Here is a 16043-nt window from a genome sequence, read left to right as displayed (position 1 = left end):
CGGATGCGGTCGATGCGCACAACTCATTTATCCCATGAAAATCCAAAACCCCGGGTGCTCCGCACCCCTCCGCTCCGCGGGCGCGCTTGCTGTCGCCCGCCGCGGGCTGGCGCTCGCCGCCGGCCTCCTCGCCACGCTCGCGGTTCAAGCCAGCGTGCCGGCCCTCGAGACCGTCTCCGCCACTCCGGTCACTTACGCGGCGGCGCCCGGCCTCACCATCCCCCGCACGACCGAATACCTGCTCAACAACGCCGCCGTGGGCGATGGATTGACCAAAGTGCGCGTGCTTCTGCCCGTCGGCTATGAGGCGGGGCAGAATTACCCGGTCGTCTATCTGCTGCACGGGTTCTCGGGCAGCGAGACCACCTGGTCGAACATGAATGCGGTCAACGATCTCAACGATACGCTCGAGACCAATACGCGTAACGCAAATATCGTGTTCGTGATGCCGGACGGGGACAACGATTTCTATTCCGACTGGTATGAGCCCACCGCCGGCGGGACGATGCGCAATTGGGAGACCTATCACATCCAGCAACTCATCCCGTGGGTGGAGGCGAACTTCAAGGTCCGGCAGGATCGCGGCGGCCGGGCCATCAGCGGGCTGTCGATGGGCGGCTTCGGTTGCATGACCTACGCCTCACGGCATCCCGATCTGTTCGCCGGCGTGTTCTCGATCTCTGGCGCGGTGAACAATATTCCGCTGTCCTTGGTAGGAGCATTGGACGCGGTCCCCGCTGATCTCCTCGCGTTTGCCAATTTGCCAGCCGTGTTGAACATCGACCCCGCTCAGATCTGGGGCCCCTTCCTGTCGCAGGCGGTCCTCTGGCACGGGCGCAATCCATTCACCCTGATGAACAACCTCCGGCCCTTGACGGTGTGGTATGCGACCGGCCACGGACTCGGCAGCAACATGCCGGGGGATAACCCGACCACGCGCGCCATGGAATTGGCGGTCGGAGCGCTCAATGACGAGTTCAACCTCAAGATGCTCTCACTCGGCATCCCCCACACCTACCGGGTGAACGCGCTGGCGACGCACTCCGGTTACTATTTTCTCGATTGGTTCAAGCAGGCGCTGCCGGTCATGGAACAGACATTCGCCGCCAATGTGGGCACCCCCGCGAGCTTCGACTACCAGGCGATCGAATCGAGCTTCGATATTTTCGGTTGGAACTTCACCACGCAGCGTGACGTCGTGGAATTCCTCTACCTCACCGACGTCTCCCGCGACGGCCTTACGCTCCAGGGCAGTGGCGTCGTCGCCGTCACCACGCCGCCGGTCTACGCGCCCGGGAGCCTGCACTGGGTGAAGGCTCCGCCTGAGTTGGGTATCGACGTCTGGCCCAACTGGCCGCGCGCCGACGCCCAGGGCCGCCTCTGCTTCAACGTGAAACTCGGCCACTCTCACCAAGCCCAGCAGTTCACCCTCGGCGCCGATCCGGTGGATTTGTGGAGGCAAACGCGCGTGAATATCCACTGATCGCGCGCTCCGCGCGCGAGGCCACCCACCCAACTCCTTGGCGGCGTCACTGGATCATCGACCCGGGGCGCCGCCGCTTGCTTTTCTCCGGGCACGAAGGCGGTCACCGCCACCGCCGTCGCCACCGGTCGATAGATTGCACGAAGACCAACCGCAGTGTCTCTGAACCCGGATTCTTGTTGCCGAAACCACCATTGGAAACATGCCCGAAGCTCAAGCCGATCTGGCATCCGCCCGTCAGGCGCCTCGCTAATTCCACATTCGAATAGAATTCCAGGGTGGACCCGAGATCGCGTGGACTATGCTGACGATCATAGTAGCCAGGTCCGGAACTGAGTGTCAGTCGCCACCGGCGCGGCAGCTCCCACCGGTAGAGCAGTCCGCCGCCAAGATAGAAAGCACCATCCTCCACGCCGTGCGCCGCGAGGTAGGGATGGACCCCGCGCCAATTCTTTGCGCAGCGATACTCGAGGCCGCCAGCCGCCAAGGGTTGGCCGGACAGGAGCCGCGCGGCACCGAAGGATAGAACCACTTCGTCGTCACCTCCTGTAGGCGCGCCGGCCCCGCACGTCGCAACGAGCGTCCCCAGCGCCAGACACGCGATCGGTCGCATCCGCGACAGCCATTGGAACGGGATAATGCCATGCCATTCCGGCCGGAGATCCTCCCAGCTCCACTGCCGCGAGAATTTATTCTTTGGGTTCAAGGACCGGAGACTAGCTCAGCATAGGATCTTAGGCTCGGGGCCCAATGTAACGAGTAAGACTCGAGGAGATATCCGATCCGAGTCGCATGCCATCACCTGGAGAATGGTCGAGCATCGTGCCCGCGCATGCCAAGAGAATCAGCCCAGCGCGCACGGCCACTGGGGCCAGCGCGGGGGGTTCAAAGCAGTAACGGAAGAGTCTCATTCCACCGCAGCCGTCAACTCACTATCGGTCGGCTTGTGTTTGCGATACCGCATGAAGAACACCATCGGCAAAGCCGCAAGGGTAACGAGAAACATGATGTAGAAATCACTCAAGTAGGCGATGAGGGCGGCCTGTTTCGTGACCAATCCGTCCAGCAAGGCCCGGCCTGCGGGTGTCTCGGGAGAAAGCAGGGCCGGCAGATTCTGCATCGGCGCGCGAAAGGGGGTGATGTATTCTGCAAGAATTGCGTGCGCCCGGGTGGTGCCTTGCCCCAGCAAATAAATCATCACCGAAATCCCAATGCTGGAGCCAAGATTGCGCGAAAGGCTGAAGAGTGCAGTGCCCGTGGTGCGCAGTTCTTGCGGGAGCGTCGCAAACGTGATCACGCTCATGGGAATGAAAATGAAGCCGAGGCCCAATCCTTGGATGATGCCCGTGTGGACGATAATCGTGGGTGTCACATCGAGCGAGAATCGGCTCATGCTCCACAGCGCGTAGGAGGTGAGCACGAGCCCCAGGGCGACCATCGCACGAGGGTCAACGCGTTGCATGAGCCGGCCGACGAGGAACATCGCGGCCATGGTTCCGATTCCGCGCGGGGCAAGCAGCATGCCGGCGGTCAGGACGGGATACGCCAAGAGCAGTTGCAGGAATGGGGTGAGTAACGCGAGCGTCGCCAGAAGGATTACGCCGACGATGAATATAAAAATCATGCCGGTGACAAAGTTCCGGTCTCGGAAAAGCCGCAGATCGAGGAAGGGATGGTCGGTCGTGAGCGTATGCACGATGAACAAGTAGCCGGCCAGCGCGGCAAGGGAGGCCTCGATGACAATCTCAGGCGAGTCGAACCACTCCAGTTGCTCGCCGCGATCCAGCATCATCTGCATTGACCCGATGCAGACCGACAGGAACAGAAATCCTTTCCAATCGAACGCGAGCCCGTGCCGCGGCGGGGTCCTGTGCATGTAGGCGGAGAGGCCCAAAAGCGTGAGGATGCCGATGGGTAAATTGATATAGAACACCCAGCGCCAGTTGTAATGATCCGTCAGCCAGCCGCCAAGCGTCGGTCCCAGAATCGGTCCGACCATCACGCCTATACCCCACACGGCCATGGCGGAACCGTGTTGTTCACGCGGAAATTCGTCGAGCAGCACCGCTTGGGACAGCGGGACGAGCGGCGCACCAAAGATTCCCTGCAGCAGGCGGAACAGCACCATTTCTTCGAGGGAATGCGCCATGCCGCACAGACCAGAAGTCACGGTAAAGCCGAAGACCGAAATCAGAAACAGGTTTTTGCGGCCCAGCCGCTCGGAAAGCCAGCCCGTCGCCGGCATCATGATCGCCGCCGTGACGATGTAAGAGGTGAGGACCAGGTTGATCTGATCCTGCGAAGCCGAGAGGGCGCTCTGCATGTAGGGCAGCGCGACGTTGGCGATTGTCGTGTCGAGCGCCTGCATGATGGTGGCGAGCATCACGCAGACCGTGATCGTGCCCCGGTGGGCATGCGGGGCGCCCGAGGAAGATGACGCGACGGCCGCCATTCCGTTCAGCCTCCGACGTGGCTCGGAAGGAGATCGCGGAGGTGTCTGACATGCCCCGTGTCGATCTCTACCTCAGCGCTCATGCCGGTGCGCAGCGGATGCTCGGCATCGACGGTGTCGAGTTCGATGCGCACCGGCACGCGCTGCACGACCTTGACCCAATTGCCGGCGGCGTTTTGGGCCGGGATCAGCGAGAACTCTGCACCCGTGGCGGGGCCGATCGCGGTGACTTTCCCGTGCCAAAAATGGCGGGGATAGGCGTCGAGCTCGACGTTGACCGGATCGCCAACCTTCACATAAGTCAATTCAGTCTCCTTGAGGTTGGCCTCCAGCCAGGCTCGCTCCGTGCCGACAAGAGAAAACGCGGGTTGGCCGGCCGCGAGCAATTTCCCGAGGGCGATGTTGCTGACGTTGGTTGTGATACCCGCGAAAGGGGCGCGCAGCACGGTCTTGCCAAGGTTGCGCTCCGCCGTGGCAAGGCGCGCCTGGGCCGCCGCCACCCGCGCATATTTTTCGTCGGGTTGATCGATGCTGCCGCCCAGAGACGCCAATACGGTGGCGGCGTCCTGCTCAAGCACTTCCACGCGATTGCGCGCGGCATCCAGGGTGTGGCGCGCCTTGTCGAGTTCCGCCTCGGTGCCGACATCGCCGGAAGCGAGCGTCTGCTGGCGCGTCAACTCGCGCTCTGCGTAGGCGACCAGCTCCTTGGCCTCGGCGATCTGCGCCAGCTTCTGCCGGTGACTGGCTCGCAGGGTCGCGATCTCGGTGCGCGCGGCCTCGAGTTGCGCTCGAGCGCCATCGACTTCGTTCCGGTAAACGGAATCATCGATCCGGCACAGCAACTGCCCGGCCTTTACCACTTCGTTGTCGCGCACCGCGATCTCTACGACGCTGCCCGCCACCTCGGTCGTGAGCGTGAGTTTCTCGGCGTGGACGTAGGCATTGTCGCTGGAGATGACGCGTCCGCCGTGCAGGTAAATCACGAGACCGGCAAAGATCGCGACGACAGGACTGCCAAGCATCAAAACTCGGCGGAGGCCCTTGCGGGCCGGTTTGTGGGTCTTGTGGGAGGATTCCATTGCAGAAAAGTTAGTCGATCGGAGTAGCCGTGCCGACGGCCCGGCGCAGGCGAGCGGCACCCAAGGCGTAGTCGTGCTGCGCTTGGGCCAGATTGGAGCGGGCCTCGGTCAGTGCCGCTTGCGCCGAGAGCACGTCGAGCTGCGTTGCCGTGCCCGCCGTCAATCGCGCCCGAGCGAGCCGGAGGCTCTCCGTGGCCTCGACGACGACTTTGTCGGCGGATTCAAGCAATTGGGAGGCTTCGGTCAGCGCGCGATGCGCATCCCGCACTTCGAGATCGATGCGCAGCCCCACCGTCTCGCGCGCTGCGACAGCTTGTGCTTCGCGCGCCGCCGCCTGACGCACCCGAGCGTCTGTCGCGTGACCGTCAAAGATCGGATAATCGACCTGAGCGCCAATCGTGAAGCCGTTCAGAGTTTCGCCCCAACTCGCGGGATAGGAGGCTTTCCGCACCTCATAACCGCCCGTGATGCTCACTTGAGGTTTGCGGCCCGCCGCCGCCACCGTCCGGTCCTCGTGCGCCGCCGCGATGAGCGACGCACCGGCCATCAGCTCCGGTCTCCGCGCTCGGGCCGCTTCAATCGCTTGGGGCAGACGCACCGTTACGGGCGGGATCGTCAGGACTCCTTGCACGTCCAAGTCGGTTTGATCCCCTTCGGTCGATGCCACTTCCGCACCGAGTTCCGCACGCAAGGCGTCTTGTTGCGCGCGATAGCTGTTTTCAGCGCGAATCAAGGCCGGCCGCGCATTCGCCACGGCGACTTCCGCACGCAGGACGTCGAAATCAGAACCGGTGCCCGCTTGACGCCTCACCTTGGCCTGCGCCAATTCCGCTTCCAGCACTTGCAGCGCCTGCTTTCGGACCTCGATCTGCTCACGCGCCAGCAGAACTCCGAAATACTCCCTCTCGACCAGGAAGACGGTTTGATTCACGGCGGCGCTCACGCTGGAACGCGCCGCTTCCAATCGTGCTTTGGCGCTGCGAACACGACCCTCGACGGCACCGCCGGAATAAACGCGCTGCCGCAGCGATATTCTGACCTGCCACTCATTCTGATCCGGCAATGGAAAATCCGAAAATCCCGGGAATTTCTCAAACAGACTCTTTTCGGTGTAACCATAGGCGACTGCACCTGTCGCAGAGGGTTGACGTTGGGCGGAGGCCTCCAGCAGCACCCCTTCCTGCTCAGCGACCTGCTGCGTCACTCGCTTTAGTTCCGGATTGTGGGAGAGAGCATAGGCGACGGCTGCGTCGTGCGTGAGCGGACGCGGGAGAGGATCCTCGGCCCATGCCACGCCGGCGAGGGTGAGCAAGGGCGCGAAGAAAGCGGCCAGGCGCACTCGACGTGGCCACAGAACAATCGCGCGCGTCAGGAGTTCTCGCTGGGGCCTCCGTCCGAATCCATGGACACAACAATCACCAGCAGTATCAGAATCACCACTGCGGTTATCATGTTGAGGGATTCCGGGCTGATTCGCGGGGATGTCCTGCATGATGCCACAGGCCCGTGGTCTGGCGTTCATTGCCCTGAAGCCCGTTGAGCGTCGCACACGACACAGTTTGACTGGAGTTTGGCATGCGCGAGGACAGAAGGGGGGCGCGTGAACGTGGAATTCATGGCTGCGGAATATACAGCATTGTCATGGTTTCAGTGGGAGTTTTTAGCTTTCAATCTGATAATTCCCAGCTATCAGTTTGCGCATGGAGTTGCGACACCTTCGCTATTTTGTCGCGGTTGCCGATGCCCTGAGCTTCCGGCGCGCGGCCGATTCGCTGCGGGTGTCGCAACCGGCCTTGAGTAAGCAGATCAAGGATCTGGAGAACGATCTCGGCGTTCTTCTGATGAATCGAAATACAGGCGGGGTTTCCCTGACGGACGCCGGCATGATGTTTCTCGATGAGGCCCGTGATATTCTGGAGCGAGTGGAAATGGCCCGGAAGGCCGCGCTGGACGCTTCGTCCGGTAAGAGCGGCAGCCTGACCATCGGCAGCTTGGGCGCAGTCACCGCCAGTTTCTTACCAGTCGTCCTTGCGGCGTATCGGGCTCGCTACCCCCGGGTCGAAGTCATGCTGCACGAGGCGTCGATTTCCGAGCAAACCAGGGCCTTGAAGGATCGCGTAATTCAAATTGCATTCGCTACCGCTCAGGGCTTGGACCGCTCTCCAAACTTGGCTTCGACCCAAGTCATGTCATCCCGGATTGTGGTGGCCCTGGGGCAGGATCACAGGCTGGCGGGCTTGACTGATATTTCTTTGGCTGACTTGGCTGACGAGACGCTCCTGTGCGTGTGCGGTCCTGGCAGCCAACAACAGCATGTGGAAGTGACTGAATCCATCCTCGCAGCGCGAGGTATTCGACACCGGCCGGTCAAGCGGGTCAACGGATTTGAACCGCTCGTGGCGCTCGCTTCGGGCGGACACGGAGTTTCATTGCTGTTGCCCTTCGCCTCTTCGAACAAGCCGGATCACCTCGTGTTTCGGCCGATCAGGGATGAGGGCGACGATCTGGTGATCAGTATTGTTGCCGTGTGGTGGAACCGGTCGCGATCCAAGCTGGTGCAGAATTTTATCAGCGTCCTCCAGGAGCATGCGTCCAAGAATTCAAGAGGGCTGCGCAGGGATCGGGCGAAAGCGATTCCAAGCGAAGCGGTGGCTGGGAAAAGATAGCCTACAGCCTCTAACCGACGGTCGGCGCGAGGTTCTCCTGCAACAGCTTTCCGAGCTGATCGCGAGTCGGGGCTGCTCCGCTCAGCGATGCGAGGCCAATGAAGCGGGGCTCTCCCATTGATCGGACAGCATCGGGCGCTGCTCCTGTTTGCGGCACGAGTGTAAACGGCACGGCGAAGTGCATTTTCCAAATATCATGGAGATGCCGGTGCGAAGCCCGCAGGCGCAACCCCGTTCCATTCGGCCTTTCCACCTGCAGGGTCATGGGAAGATCGTGTTCTCCGGGACTGGCATTGGCCGTGAAGGTCAGGGGGAGGCTGAAGACGGCAGCTTGTCCCGCCGCCAGTTCCAAGCTGACATATTGACGTTCGCCCAGCCCGAGGGCTTGGTGCGGGCCAATATCCAGATGGGCCACCCGCCGGCGCGACGCGTAATTTTCGACGAAGATCAGCAAAGTGGTGCGCGCTCCCGGCTGAAGATTGTCGGGCACCAAGAAAGTCGTGGCGGCGACATCGCGACAAGTGCAAAGGATTTCGAAACCCAATACGTCCGCCAGCACAGCGTGAGAACTGCGGCGAGGAGTTCTGTCGCGAAGCCGCATAATCACCATCCAGCAAGCCCACAACGCCACGCCGCCCAGCAAAAGCGCAATCGTGCCTGCCGCGAGGCGATATCCCTCATTCCAAAGAATCATGCCGATGCCGCCCGCCGAAAAAGCACCGAAAAGGGCGATGAACAAGGCAAACGGGCCACCGCGGAAACGGGGACCGAAATCCTCGGTTGAATCGGTCGGGGTGGTTCTGAATGGATCGTGATGCTTCATGGGGTGAGAGGATATTAGAGTGCACGGTGGCGTTGGTATCCGGTCCGGGCGGCGTGCAGCAGTCCGACGAGCATGAGCGATTTGACGATTGCGCCCGAAAGCAGACTGCTCGGCTGGAGCAAACCTAGACCGCCATGCACCAGGACAAAGGCCGCCACAGCGGTAGCCGCCGCGCGGAACGGAGCGTAATGTGCCCACCAACCCAACAGGGCGAGCAAACCGGCGAGGGACAGCTCTGCAACAAGCTGCGCCTCCGAAGCGAGTCCGGGGCGCGTGGCAGAGCCCAGCACCCGCTGGTTGATCAGGAGAAACAACGGATGGAGCGCACTGACCAACTGAACCAAACCAGCCATCAGGATGAAATCCTGGCCCGACAGAATCTGTTGTTCTTGCGCCGCACGGCGTTGGGCGCTGCGCAGGTCTTGGAGGAATTCGGTGGTATTCATGGGGAAGGTCTGGCGGGTGTAGCGGCGGTATGGTGGCCCAGCGTGTCTGCGAGCGCGTGGAGATGCCGAATGGTTCGGCTAAAAGCCGGCAAATCGCCCGGCGGAAGTGCACCGACGATACGCGTGGCGAGTTCCAGATACTGCGCGAGGGCCGCGCAGATGGCCCGGCGTCCGCTCGCGGTCAATTCCACCAGAATCAGACGCCGGTCCTGGCGGTCTCGTTGACGACTGATCCATCGGGCGCTTTCGAGCCGATTCAGCACCTGCGTCATCGAAGCGCGGGTAACCCCCGCATAATGGGCGAGCTCGGATGCGATGGAGGCTTTCGGTTCGTTCGCGAGCAGGACGACCAGCACAATAAATTTGTGGTCCGTCCAGCCTAAGGGACCGAAATGGCGGTGAAATCCATGCTTCACCGCCCCGCCCGCAGCGGCAAACCGGGCCAGCAGTTCACCCGCGCTCGTATCGGATGCCTGCGCCACTCCAGCTTTGCGGATGCAGATCGGCAGGAGTGTCTGCCAATCTGGCTGACGGGGGGAAGCGGGGATGTTACGGCTGGTCACAATCGGGCGCGCAGCCTGCTGGGGGCTGACGGGGTTATTTTCTCGGTGGTGCGTTGGAGGATTCGTCCTTCCATCCGCCGCCGAGCGAAGCGTAAAGCGCGGTCAGGTTGGACAAGCGGGCAAGTTGAGCGTCGATGAGCGCCTGCTGCGCCGCGAAGAGTTCCTGCTTCGCCAGCAGCACGCTCAGATAGGGGTCGATGCCGGCGTCGAATCGCTGCGTCGTGAGATCGTGCCGGCGCTGGGCCGCCTGCACCCTCGCCTCCTGCGCGGCGATGGCGCGACCAATGATCCCGCGCACTGCGAGGGCGTCAGCCACCTCGCGGAAAGCGGATTGAATGGCTTTCTGGTAGTTGGCGATCTCGATGCGCTGCTCGATCCAAGCCACGTCGAGGCGGGCTTTGTTCCGGCCGGCCGCGAAGATCGGCAGGGTCACGGACGGGGCGAAGCTCCAACGGCCTGAGCCGTCCTCGAACAGTCCCGAGAGTTCAGCGCTGGCCGAGCCCGCGAACGCGGTCAGCTTGATCGACGGGAAAAAGGCGGCGCGCGCCACGCCGATGTTGGCGTTGGCGGCAAGCAGCGCATGTTCGGCCGCCCGCACATCGGGACGACGGGTCAGGAGGTCAGCCGGCACACCCGCGGGGATGTCTTCAAGCAGCGCCTGCGTTGCCAGCGAACCTGCCGGAGGCAAGTCCGCCGGCAGCGGCGCGCCGACCAGCAGCACCAGGCCGTTCTCGATCTGCGCGAGTCGCTGTTCCTGCGCCACCACCGCCGCGCGGACGGTTTCGCGCTGGCCCTCGGCGGTGCGAAAGTCCAGTTCCGACCGCACCCCGCCCTCGAATCCCTGCCGGCTCAGCTCGTAGGAATGCTCCGCCGCGGCGAGTGTTTCCTTCGCCAGTTCAAGCTGCTCCCTCGCTGCCAACGCGGCGAGATACTGGCGGGCCACGGCCGAAATCAAAGCGATTTGGGCGCTGCGTCGGGCCTCTTCCGTGGCGAGGTATTGGTTGAGCACCTGGTCGCGCAGGCTCGCGACCCGGCCGAAGAAATCCAGTTCATAGGAGGGCATCTCGAGCCCCACGCTGTAGACCGAGCCCGTGACAGGCTGGCCGGACGCGCTAAACTCGGCCGGTGTGCGTTCCCGGCTCATGCGTCCGGTGGCGTCAACGCTCGGGATGAGGATCGAACGCTGGATGTTATAGACCGCCCGCACGCGCTCGACGTTGAGAGCGGCCACGCGCAGGTCCCGGTTGTTTTCGAGCGCGAGCTCCACGATGCGCTTCAGTCGCTCGTCGCGGAAGAAATCCTGCCAAGCCAGCTCGGCCGCCGACGGAACCGATGAAGCAGTCTCCGGCTCGTGCGTGGGAAAGCGCGCGGCGACCGGCGCCTCCGGGCGGGTGTATTTGGGTGCCATCGAACATCCCGCAAGCAGGGCGCAACCGAAGGCTAGAATCGCAAATGGACGCATGGTCGGAAGATTTTCAGTTTTGGTCGGAAGCGGGTTCGGGCTTCACCTTGAAGAGCCGGGCCACGACCACATAGAAAACGGGAATCAGGAAGATCGCGAAAACCGTGGCGGTGACCATGCCCCCGAGCACGCCGGTGCCCACGGAGTTCTGGCTGCCGGAACCCGCGCCCCGCGCAATGGCCAGAGGCAGGACGCCGAGCCCGAAGGCCAGTGAAGTCATCACAATCGGGCGCAGGCGCTGGCGGCAGGCGAGCAATGTCGCGTCGATCAGGCTCATGCCGCGGTTGTAGCCGTCGCGGGCGAATTCAACGATCAGGATCGCGTTCTTAGCCGAGAGACCGACCACCGTAAGCAAACCGACCTGGAAATAGACGTCGTTGGACAAGCCGCGCATGAACACGGCCAACACCGCGCCGAGAATGCCGATCGGGACCACCAGCATCACCGAGAACGGCACCGACCAGCTTTCGTAGAGAGCCGCCAGACACAGGAACACGACGAAGAGCGAAATGGCATAGAGCGCCGGAGCCTGCGCGCCGGACTGCTTTTCCTCGTAGGACAAACCGGTCCAGGCGTAGTCGAATCCCGGCGGCAATTTGCGCGTGAGTTCCTCCATCGCCGTCATCGCCTCGCCCGAGCTTCGGCCGGGTGCAGCCTGCCCTTGGATCGTGATCGCCGGCAGGCCGTTGAAGCGGGAGAGCAAGGGCGAACCGAACGACCACTGCCCGCCGACGAAGGCGTCGAGCGGGACCGGATCACCCGCCGCGTTCGGAACGTGCCAGCGATTCAGATCCTCGGGGTTCATACGGTAGGCCGCGTCGGCCTGCATGTAGATGCGCTTCACGCGCCCGCGATGGCTGAAATCGCCGATGTAAGACGATCCCCACGTTGCGGCGAGCGTCTGGTTGACCAAGCCGAGCGAAACGCCCAGGGCGCTCGCCTTGTCGTCCTCAATCTTAAGCTTATACTGCGGCACGTCATCGAAGCCCGTCGGGCGGGCGTTGACGATCCTCGCGTCGGAAGCCGCCATCCCGAGCATTTGTCCGCGCGCTTTCATCAGCGCTTCATGCCCTTGGGCCGACCGGTCGATGAGCTGGTATTCGAAGCCGTTCGCTGTGCCGAGCTCGATGATCGCCGGCGGCGGAAAGGCAAAGACCAGACCGTCTTTCAACTGCGAGAAGTAACCCATCGCCCGGCGAGCCACTGCGGCAACCCGCTGACTTTCGGAAGTGCGATGCTCCCAATCCTTCAGCTTGATGAAGCCGAGGCCGGCATTCTGGCCGCGCCCGCCAAAACTGAACCCGGCCACCGAAAACACTGATTCGACGGAGTCCTTTTCAGCTGTCAGAAAATGGTCGGTCACCTTTTTCAGCACGGTGCTGGTCTGTTCCTGCGTGGCGCCAGCCGGGAGCAGCACCTGCATCATGAGGACGCCTTGATCCTCTTCCGGGAGAAAAGACGACGGGATGCGAACATAAACCACACCCATCGCCACGAGGATGCCGGCATAGACGACAAGCGAGCGCCCCCAGCGCCGCAGCGAAACGTCCACACCGAAAATATAGGCGTTGGTGGCCCGGCCGAAGCTCCGGTTGAACCATCCGAAGATGCCGCGCTTGTCGTCGTGATGCCCCTTCGGGATGGGCTTGAGCAGCGTGGCGCAGAGCGCCGGCGTGAGCGTCAGCGCCACGAAAACCGACAAGGCCATCGCGGAGACGATCGTGATCGAGAACTGTCGGTAGATGATGCCGGTCGCTCCGCCGAAGAACGCCATCGGAATGAACACGGCGGAAAGGACGAGACCGATGCCGACCAAGGCCCCGGTGATCTGGTTCATCGACTTGCGCGTGGCCTCCTTGGGCGACAGCCCCTCCTCCGCCATCACGCGCTCGACGTTTTCGACGACGACAATGGCGTCGTCGACCAGCAGGCCGATCGCCAGCACCAAACCAAACATGGTCAGCGTATTGATCGTGAATCCGAAAGCCGCCATGCACCCGAAGGTGCCCAGCAGCACCACCGGAACCGCAATCGAGGGGATGAGTGTCGCCCGGAAATTCTGCAGGAACAGATACATCACTAGGAACACGAGGATGATCGCCTCGATGAGCGTCTTCACGACCTCCTCGATCGAGAGGCGGATGAACGGCGTAGTGTCGAATGCCGCGGTGTATTTCAGCCCCGGCGGGAAAAACGACTCCTGCGATGCCAGATAGGCGTTGAGCTGCTTGACGGTCTCAAGCGCATTGACGCCGACCGTTGGCCGGATCGCCATGCCCGAAGATGGGTGGCCGTTGAAGAATGCGTCGATGGCATAGTTCTCGCCGCCCAACGCGATGGTTGCCACGTCCCCCAAGCGAACGGCACTCCCGTCCGGCCTGGTGCGGAGGAGCACTTCGGCAAATTCCTCCGGGCTCTGCAGACGGCTGCGCGCAGTGATCGTGGCGTTAAGCTTCTGCCCGGGGATCGCCGGGCTGCCGCCGAACTGTCCCGCAGAAACCTGCGCGTTCTGCGCAGCCAGCGCATTGGTGATGTCGGCCACGGTGATGCCGTAATTCGTCATCTGGTCCGCGTTCAGCCAGATGCGCATCGCGTATTGGGAGCCGAATACGACCGTCTCGCCGACGCCGGGGATGCGGCTGATCGGTTCCTTGAGCGTGGAATTGAGGAAGTCGGAGATGTCTTCGCGCGTCAGGGCGCCGGACTCCGAATAAAACGAATAGACGACCAAGAAGTTGCGGACCGACTTCTGGACCTTGACACCGAGGTTCTGCACGTCGCGCGGCAGGAGCGGAATCGCCAACTGCAGCTTATTCTGCACCTGCACCTGGGCGATGTCCGGATCGGTGCCGGAGCGGAACGTGATCGTGATGGTCGCGTTGCCGTCCGAATCGCTCGTGGTCTGCATGTAGAGCACGTTGTCGATGCCGGTCAGGCTCTGCTCGATCACCTGCGCGATGGTGTTCTCGACCGTTTCGGCGGAGGCGCCGGGATAGGTGGCGGAAATGGCGACCTGCGGCGGAGCGATGTTCGGATACTGGGCGACCGGCAGCGAGCGGATCGACAGCAGGCCGGCACCCATCACGAGAATGGATAGCACCCACGCAAAGACAGGGCGATCAATGAAGAATCTTACCATGGAGAATCAGATTTGGATGACGCTTGCCGGAGGGCGCTCGTCAGGGTTGGCGTTCCTTGGCGGCCGGCGCTGCGGGTGTCGCGGCGAGCGGCACCGGCTTCACCGGAACCCCCGGCCGAATCCGCTGGAGATTGGAGACAATGACCTTCTCGCCCACTTTCAGCCCCGAATCGACCACCCAGTTGTCGCGGTAGGCGCGGCTGACTTTCAACGGGCGGAGTTCCGCCGTTCCATCGGCCGCGACCACATAGACGGTCGGATCGCCGCGATAATTCCGCGACACCGCCTGCTGCGGCACCAGCAACGCGGCGGGGTTGACGCCCTCCTCATAGCGCGCGCGCACAAACGAGCCCGGCAGGATGCGTTTGTCGGGGTTTGGGAACAGGGCCCGCAGCGTCACTGAGCCCGTCGAGCGGTCCACAGTGATGTCCGCAAACTCCAACTGGCCGCGAACGGGGTATTCCGTTCCGTCCTCCATCAGCAGCGTGACCTCGGGGAGGCCGTCGCCGTCCTTGCGCATCCGCCCGCTTTCGAATTCCCGGCGCATGCGTTCGATCTCCGTGCTCGGTTGCACGAGGTTGACGTAGATCGGATCGATTTGCTGCACCGTTGCCAACAACGTCGCCTGCCCCGCTTGCACGTAGGCGCCTTCGGTGACCTCGGCCAAGCCGATGCGACCGCTGATCGGAGCGGTGACCTTGGCGTAACCCAGGTCGAGCTCCGCCGCCATGACGGCGGCTTTCGCCGCCGCCACCGCAGCTTCGCCCACTCCGGCTGAGGCGACCGCGTCGTCGTATTGCTGCTTGCTGATCGCGTTGGTGGCGACGAGGGGTTTGAAGCGCTCGGCCTGGAGTCTGACTGCGGCCAGATTGGATTCCGCCCGCTGGAGTTCAGCCTGCGCCCGGGCCAGATTCAGCGCATAGGGAGCGGGATCGATCTCGTAGAGCAATTCGCCTTCCTTCACGTCCGCCCCCTCGGTGAAGTGGCGCTTGAGGATGATGCCGCTGACGCGCGCCCTCACTTGGGCAATGCGCCGTGCTGCCGTCCGGCCGGGCAATTCGCGCGTGAACGCCACGGGGGCCGTGGTTACTTCGACCGCTTCCACCTCGACCGGTCCGGGGCGCGGCGGAGTCGGAGCCGACCGAGAGCAGCCGGCGGCAAAAAGGGCGAGGGCGGCGGCGAGCCAAGAAACGGAACCGAGCTTCTTGATGATGCGCAAGGGATGCATAGAGGTCGCTTGGGAGTCTAGGTGGTCTTGAGTTTGCTGAGCTGCTGATTAAGTCGGATGCACGTCAGGTCCAAAAGGGAGCTTTCCCTGTCATCCAAATCTGCGGCCATGAGATTGATGAGTTTCAAGGCGCTTTCGGTGGCGGCTTGGAATGCCTGCCTCCCATCGTCCGTGGCGCTGATGATTGAATGCTCACAATTGCCCGCCACGTGTTCGCGCGAGATCAGCCGGGAGACCTCCAAGCGCCCGAGCACATCGCGGAACGTCTGACGGGAAAGAGGAAGGGTCCGACCGATTTCAGTGGGTGATTCGCCCGCAGGCTCGCCATGGATCAAATGCGCCAAGACAAGAAACCCAGCCTCGGTGAGGCCGCTGGCACCCAACTGCCGTCGCAACTCATCACCGAACGCCTGAGACACGTCCACCAGCCGCAGAATTGCACGACATTTGAGTTCCTCGGCAGCCGACTGCGTCCGCGAAAGCTCAAACAACGAATCCCTAATATGATGATCGCTTACCAGGGCCGACATGGCGTGGAGCATACCCGATTTCCCCTGCACCGCTGAGACTTTATGGTTTTTGAACTGATAGCTATTGCGTATCAGACAATGGAAACAGCTCATGGTCGCGTCGTCGCGGCGTAAGTGCCGACTGCTACAAGAGCAACTGGAGGTGTGCCGACTCACGTGTGTTCGCTGCAAA

13 protein-coding genes are annotated in these 16043 nt (G+C 62.5%); 2 read left to right on the top strand and 11 right to left on the bottom strand.

The features are described from left to right. Positions 1-34: 34 nt before the first annotated feature. Entirely contained in the window at positions 35-1483 is a 1449-nt protein-coding gene (locus tag KF715_17705; protein MBX3738535.1) for an esterase family protein, read from the top strand. 103 nt (positions 1484-1586) lie between these two features. Here the strand turns inward: KF715_17705 and KF715_17700 are convergent, their stop codons facing one another. The 4 genes from KF715_17700 to KF715_17685 all read right to left on the bottom strand — a co-directional run bounded on the left by KF715_17700 (position 1587) and on the right by KF715_17685 (position 6326). Then, on the bottom strand, positions 1587-2189 hold the full coding sequence (locus KF715_17700; protein MBX3738534.1) for an acyloxyacyl hydrolase: 603 nt from the start codon (positions 2187-2189) through the stop codon (positions 1587-1589). A 201-nt stretch (positions 2190-2390) separates the two neighbouring features. Beyond that, positions 2391-3935, bottom strand: a complete 1545-nt coding sequence (locus KF715_17695; GenBank protein ID MBX3738533.1) for a DHA2 family efflux MFS transporter permease subunit — start codon at positions 3933-3935, stop codon at positions 2391-2393. Between the two features lie 5 nt (positions 3936-3940). Further along, positions 3941-5014 carry an HlyD family secretion protein gene (locus KF715_17690; GenBank protein ID MBX3738532.1) on the bottom strand — a complete coding sequence of 358 codons (1074 nt, stop codon included), beginning with the start codon at positions 5012-5014 and terminating at the stop codon, positions 3941-3943. Between the two features lie 10 nt (positions 5015-5024). Next, on the bottom strand, positions 5025-6326 hold the full coding sequence (locus KF715_17685) for a TolC family protein (protein ID MBX3738531.1): 1302 nt from the start codon (positions 6324-6326) through the stop codon (positions 5025-5027). Positions 6327-6714: 388 nt separating this feature from the next. On the opposite strand from KF715_17685, the gene KF715_17680 reads away from it, so the two are divergent. After that, entirely contained in the window at positions 6715-7680 is a 966-nt protein-coding gene (locus KF715_17680) for a LysR family transcriptional regulator (protein MBX3738530.1), read from the top strand. Positions 7681-7690: 10 nt separating this feature from the next. Here KF715_17680 and KF715_17675 read toward each other — a convergent pair whose 3' ends face one another. From KF715_17675 to KF715_17645, 7 genes are read right to left on the bottom strand one after another with little or no spacing between them, the layout of a single operon-like run. Further along, positions 7691-8503: a hypothetical protein gene (locus tag KF715_17675; GenBank protein ID MBX3738529.1), complete on the bottom strand. Its 813-nt coding sequence runs from the start codon at positions 8501-8503 to the stop codon at positions 7691-7693. 14 nt (positions 8504-8517) lie between these two features. After that, complete coding sequence (locus KF715_17670; GenBank protein ID MBX3738528.1) at positions 8518-8949, bottom strand: hypothetical protein; 432 nt, start codon at positions 8947-8949, stop codon at positions 8518-8520. Continuing rightward, a complete protein-coding gene (locus KF715_17665; protein ID MBX3738527.1) occupies positions 8946-9512 on the bottom strand; it encodes a MarR family transcriptional regulator in 567 nt (188 codons plus the stop codon). The genes KF715_17670 and KF715_17665 overlap by 4 nt, the downstream gene beginning before the upstream one ends. A 34-nt stretch (positions 9513-9546) precedes the next feature. Next, positions 9547-10974: an efflux transporter outer membrane subunit gene (locus KF715_17660; GenBank protein ID MBX3738526.1), complete on the bottom strand. Its 1428-nt coding sequence runs from the start codon at positions 10972-10974 to the stop codon at positions 9547-9549. Positions 10975-10987: 13 nt separating this feature from the next. After that, positions 10988-14113 carry an efflux RND transporter permease subunit gene (locus KF715_17655; protein ID MBX3738525.1) on the bottom strand — a complete coding sequence of 1042 codons (3126 nt, stop codon included), beginning with the start codon at positions 14111-14113 and terminating at the stop codon, positions 10988-10990. Between the two features lie 40 nt (positions 14114-14153). Beyond that, complete coding sequence (locus KF715_17650; protein ID MBX3738524.1) at positions 14154-15341, bottom strand: efflux RND transporter periplasmic adaptor subunit; 1188 nt, start codon at positions 15339-15341, stop codon at positions 14154-14156. A 17-nt stretch (positions 15342-15358) separates the two neighbouring features. Further along, entirely contained in the window at positions 15359-15883 is a 525-nt protein-coding gene (locus KF715_17645; GenBank protein MBX3738523.1) for a hypothetical protein, read from the bottom strand. Positions 15884-16043: the final 160 nt, after the last annotated feature.

The sequence above is a fragment of the Candidatus Didemnitutus sp. genome (genome assembly GCA_019634575.1).
GTDB lineage: Bacteria > Verrucomicrobiota > Verrucomicrobiia > Opitutales > Opitutaceae > Didemnitutus.
This window is presented reverse-complemented; position numbering and strand designations above follow the sequence as displayed.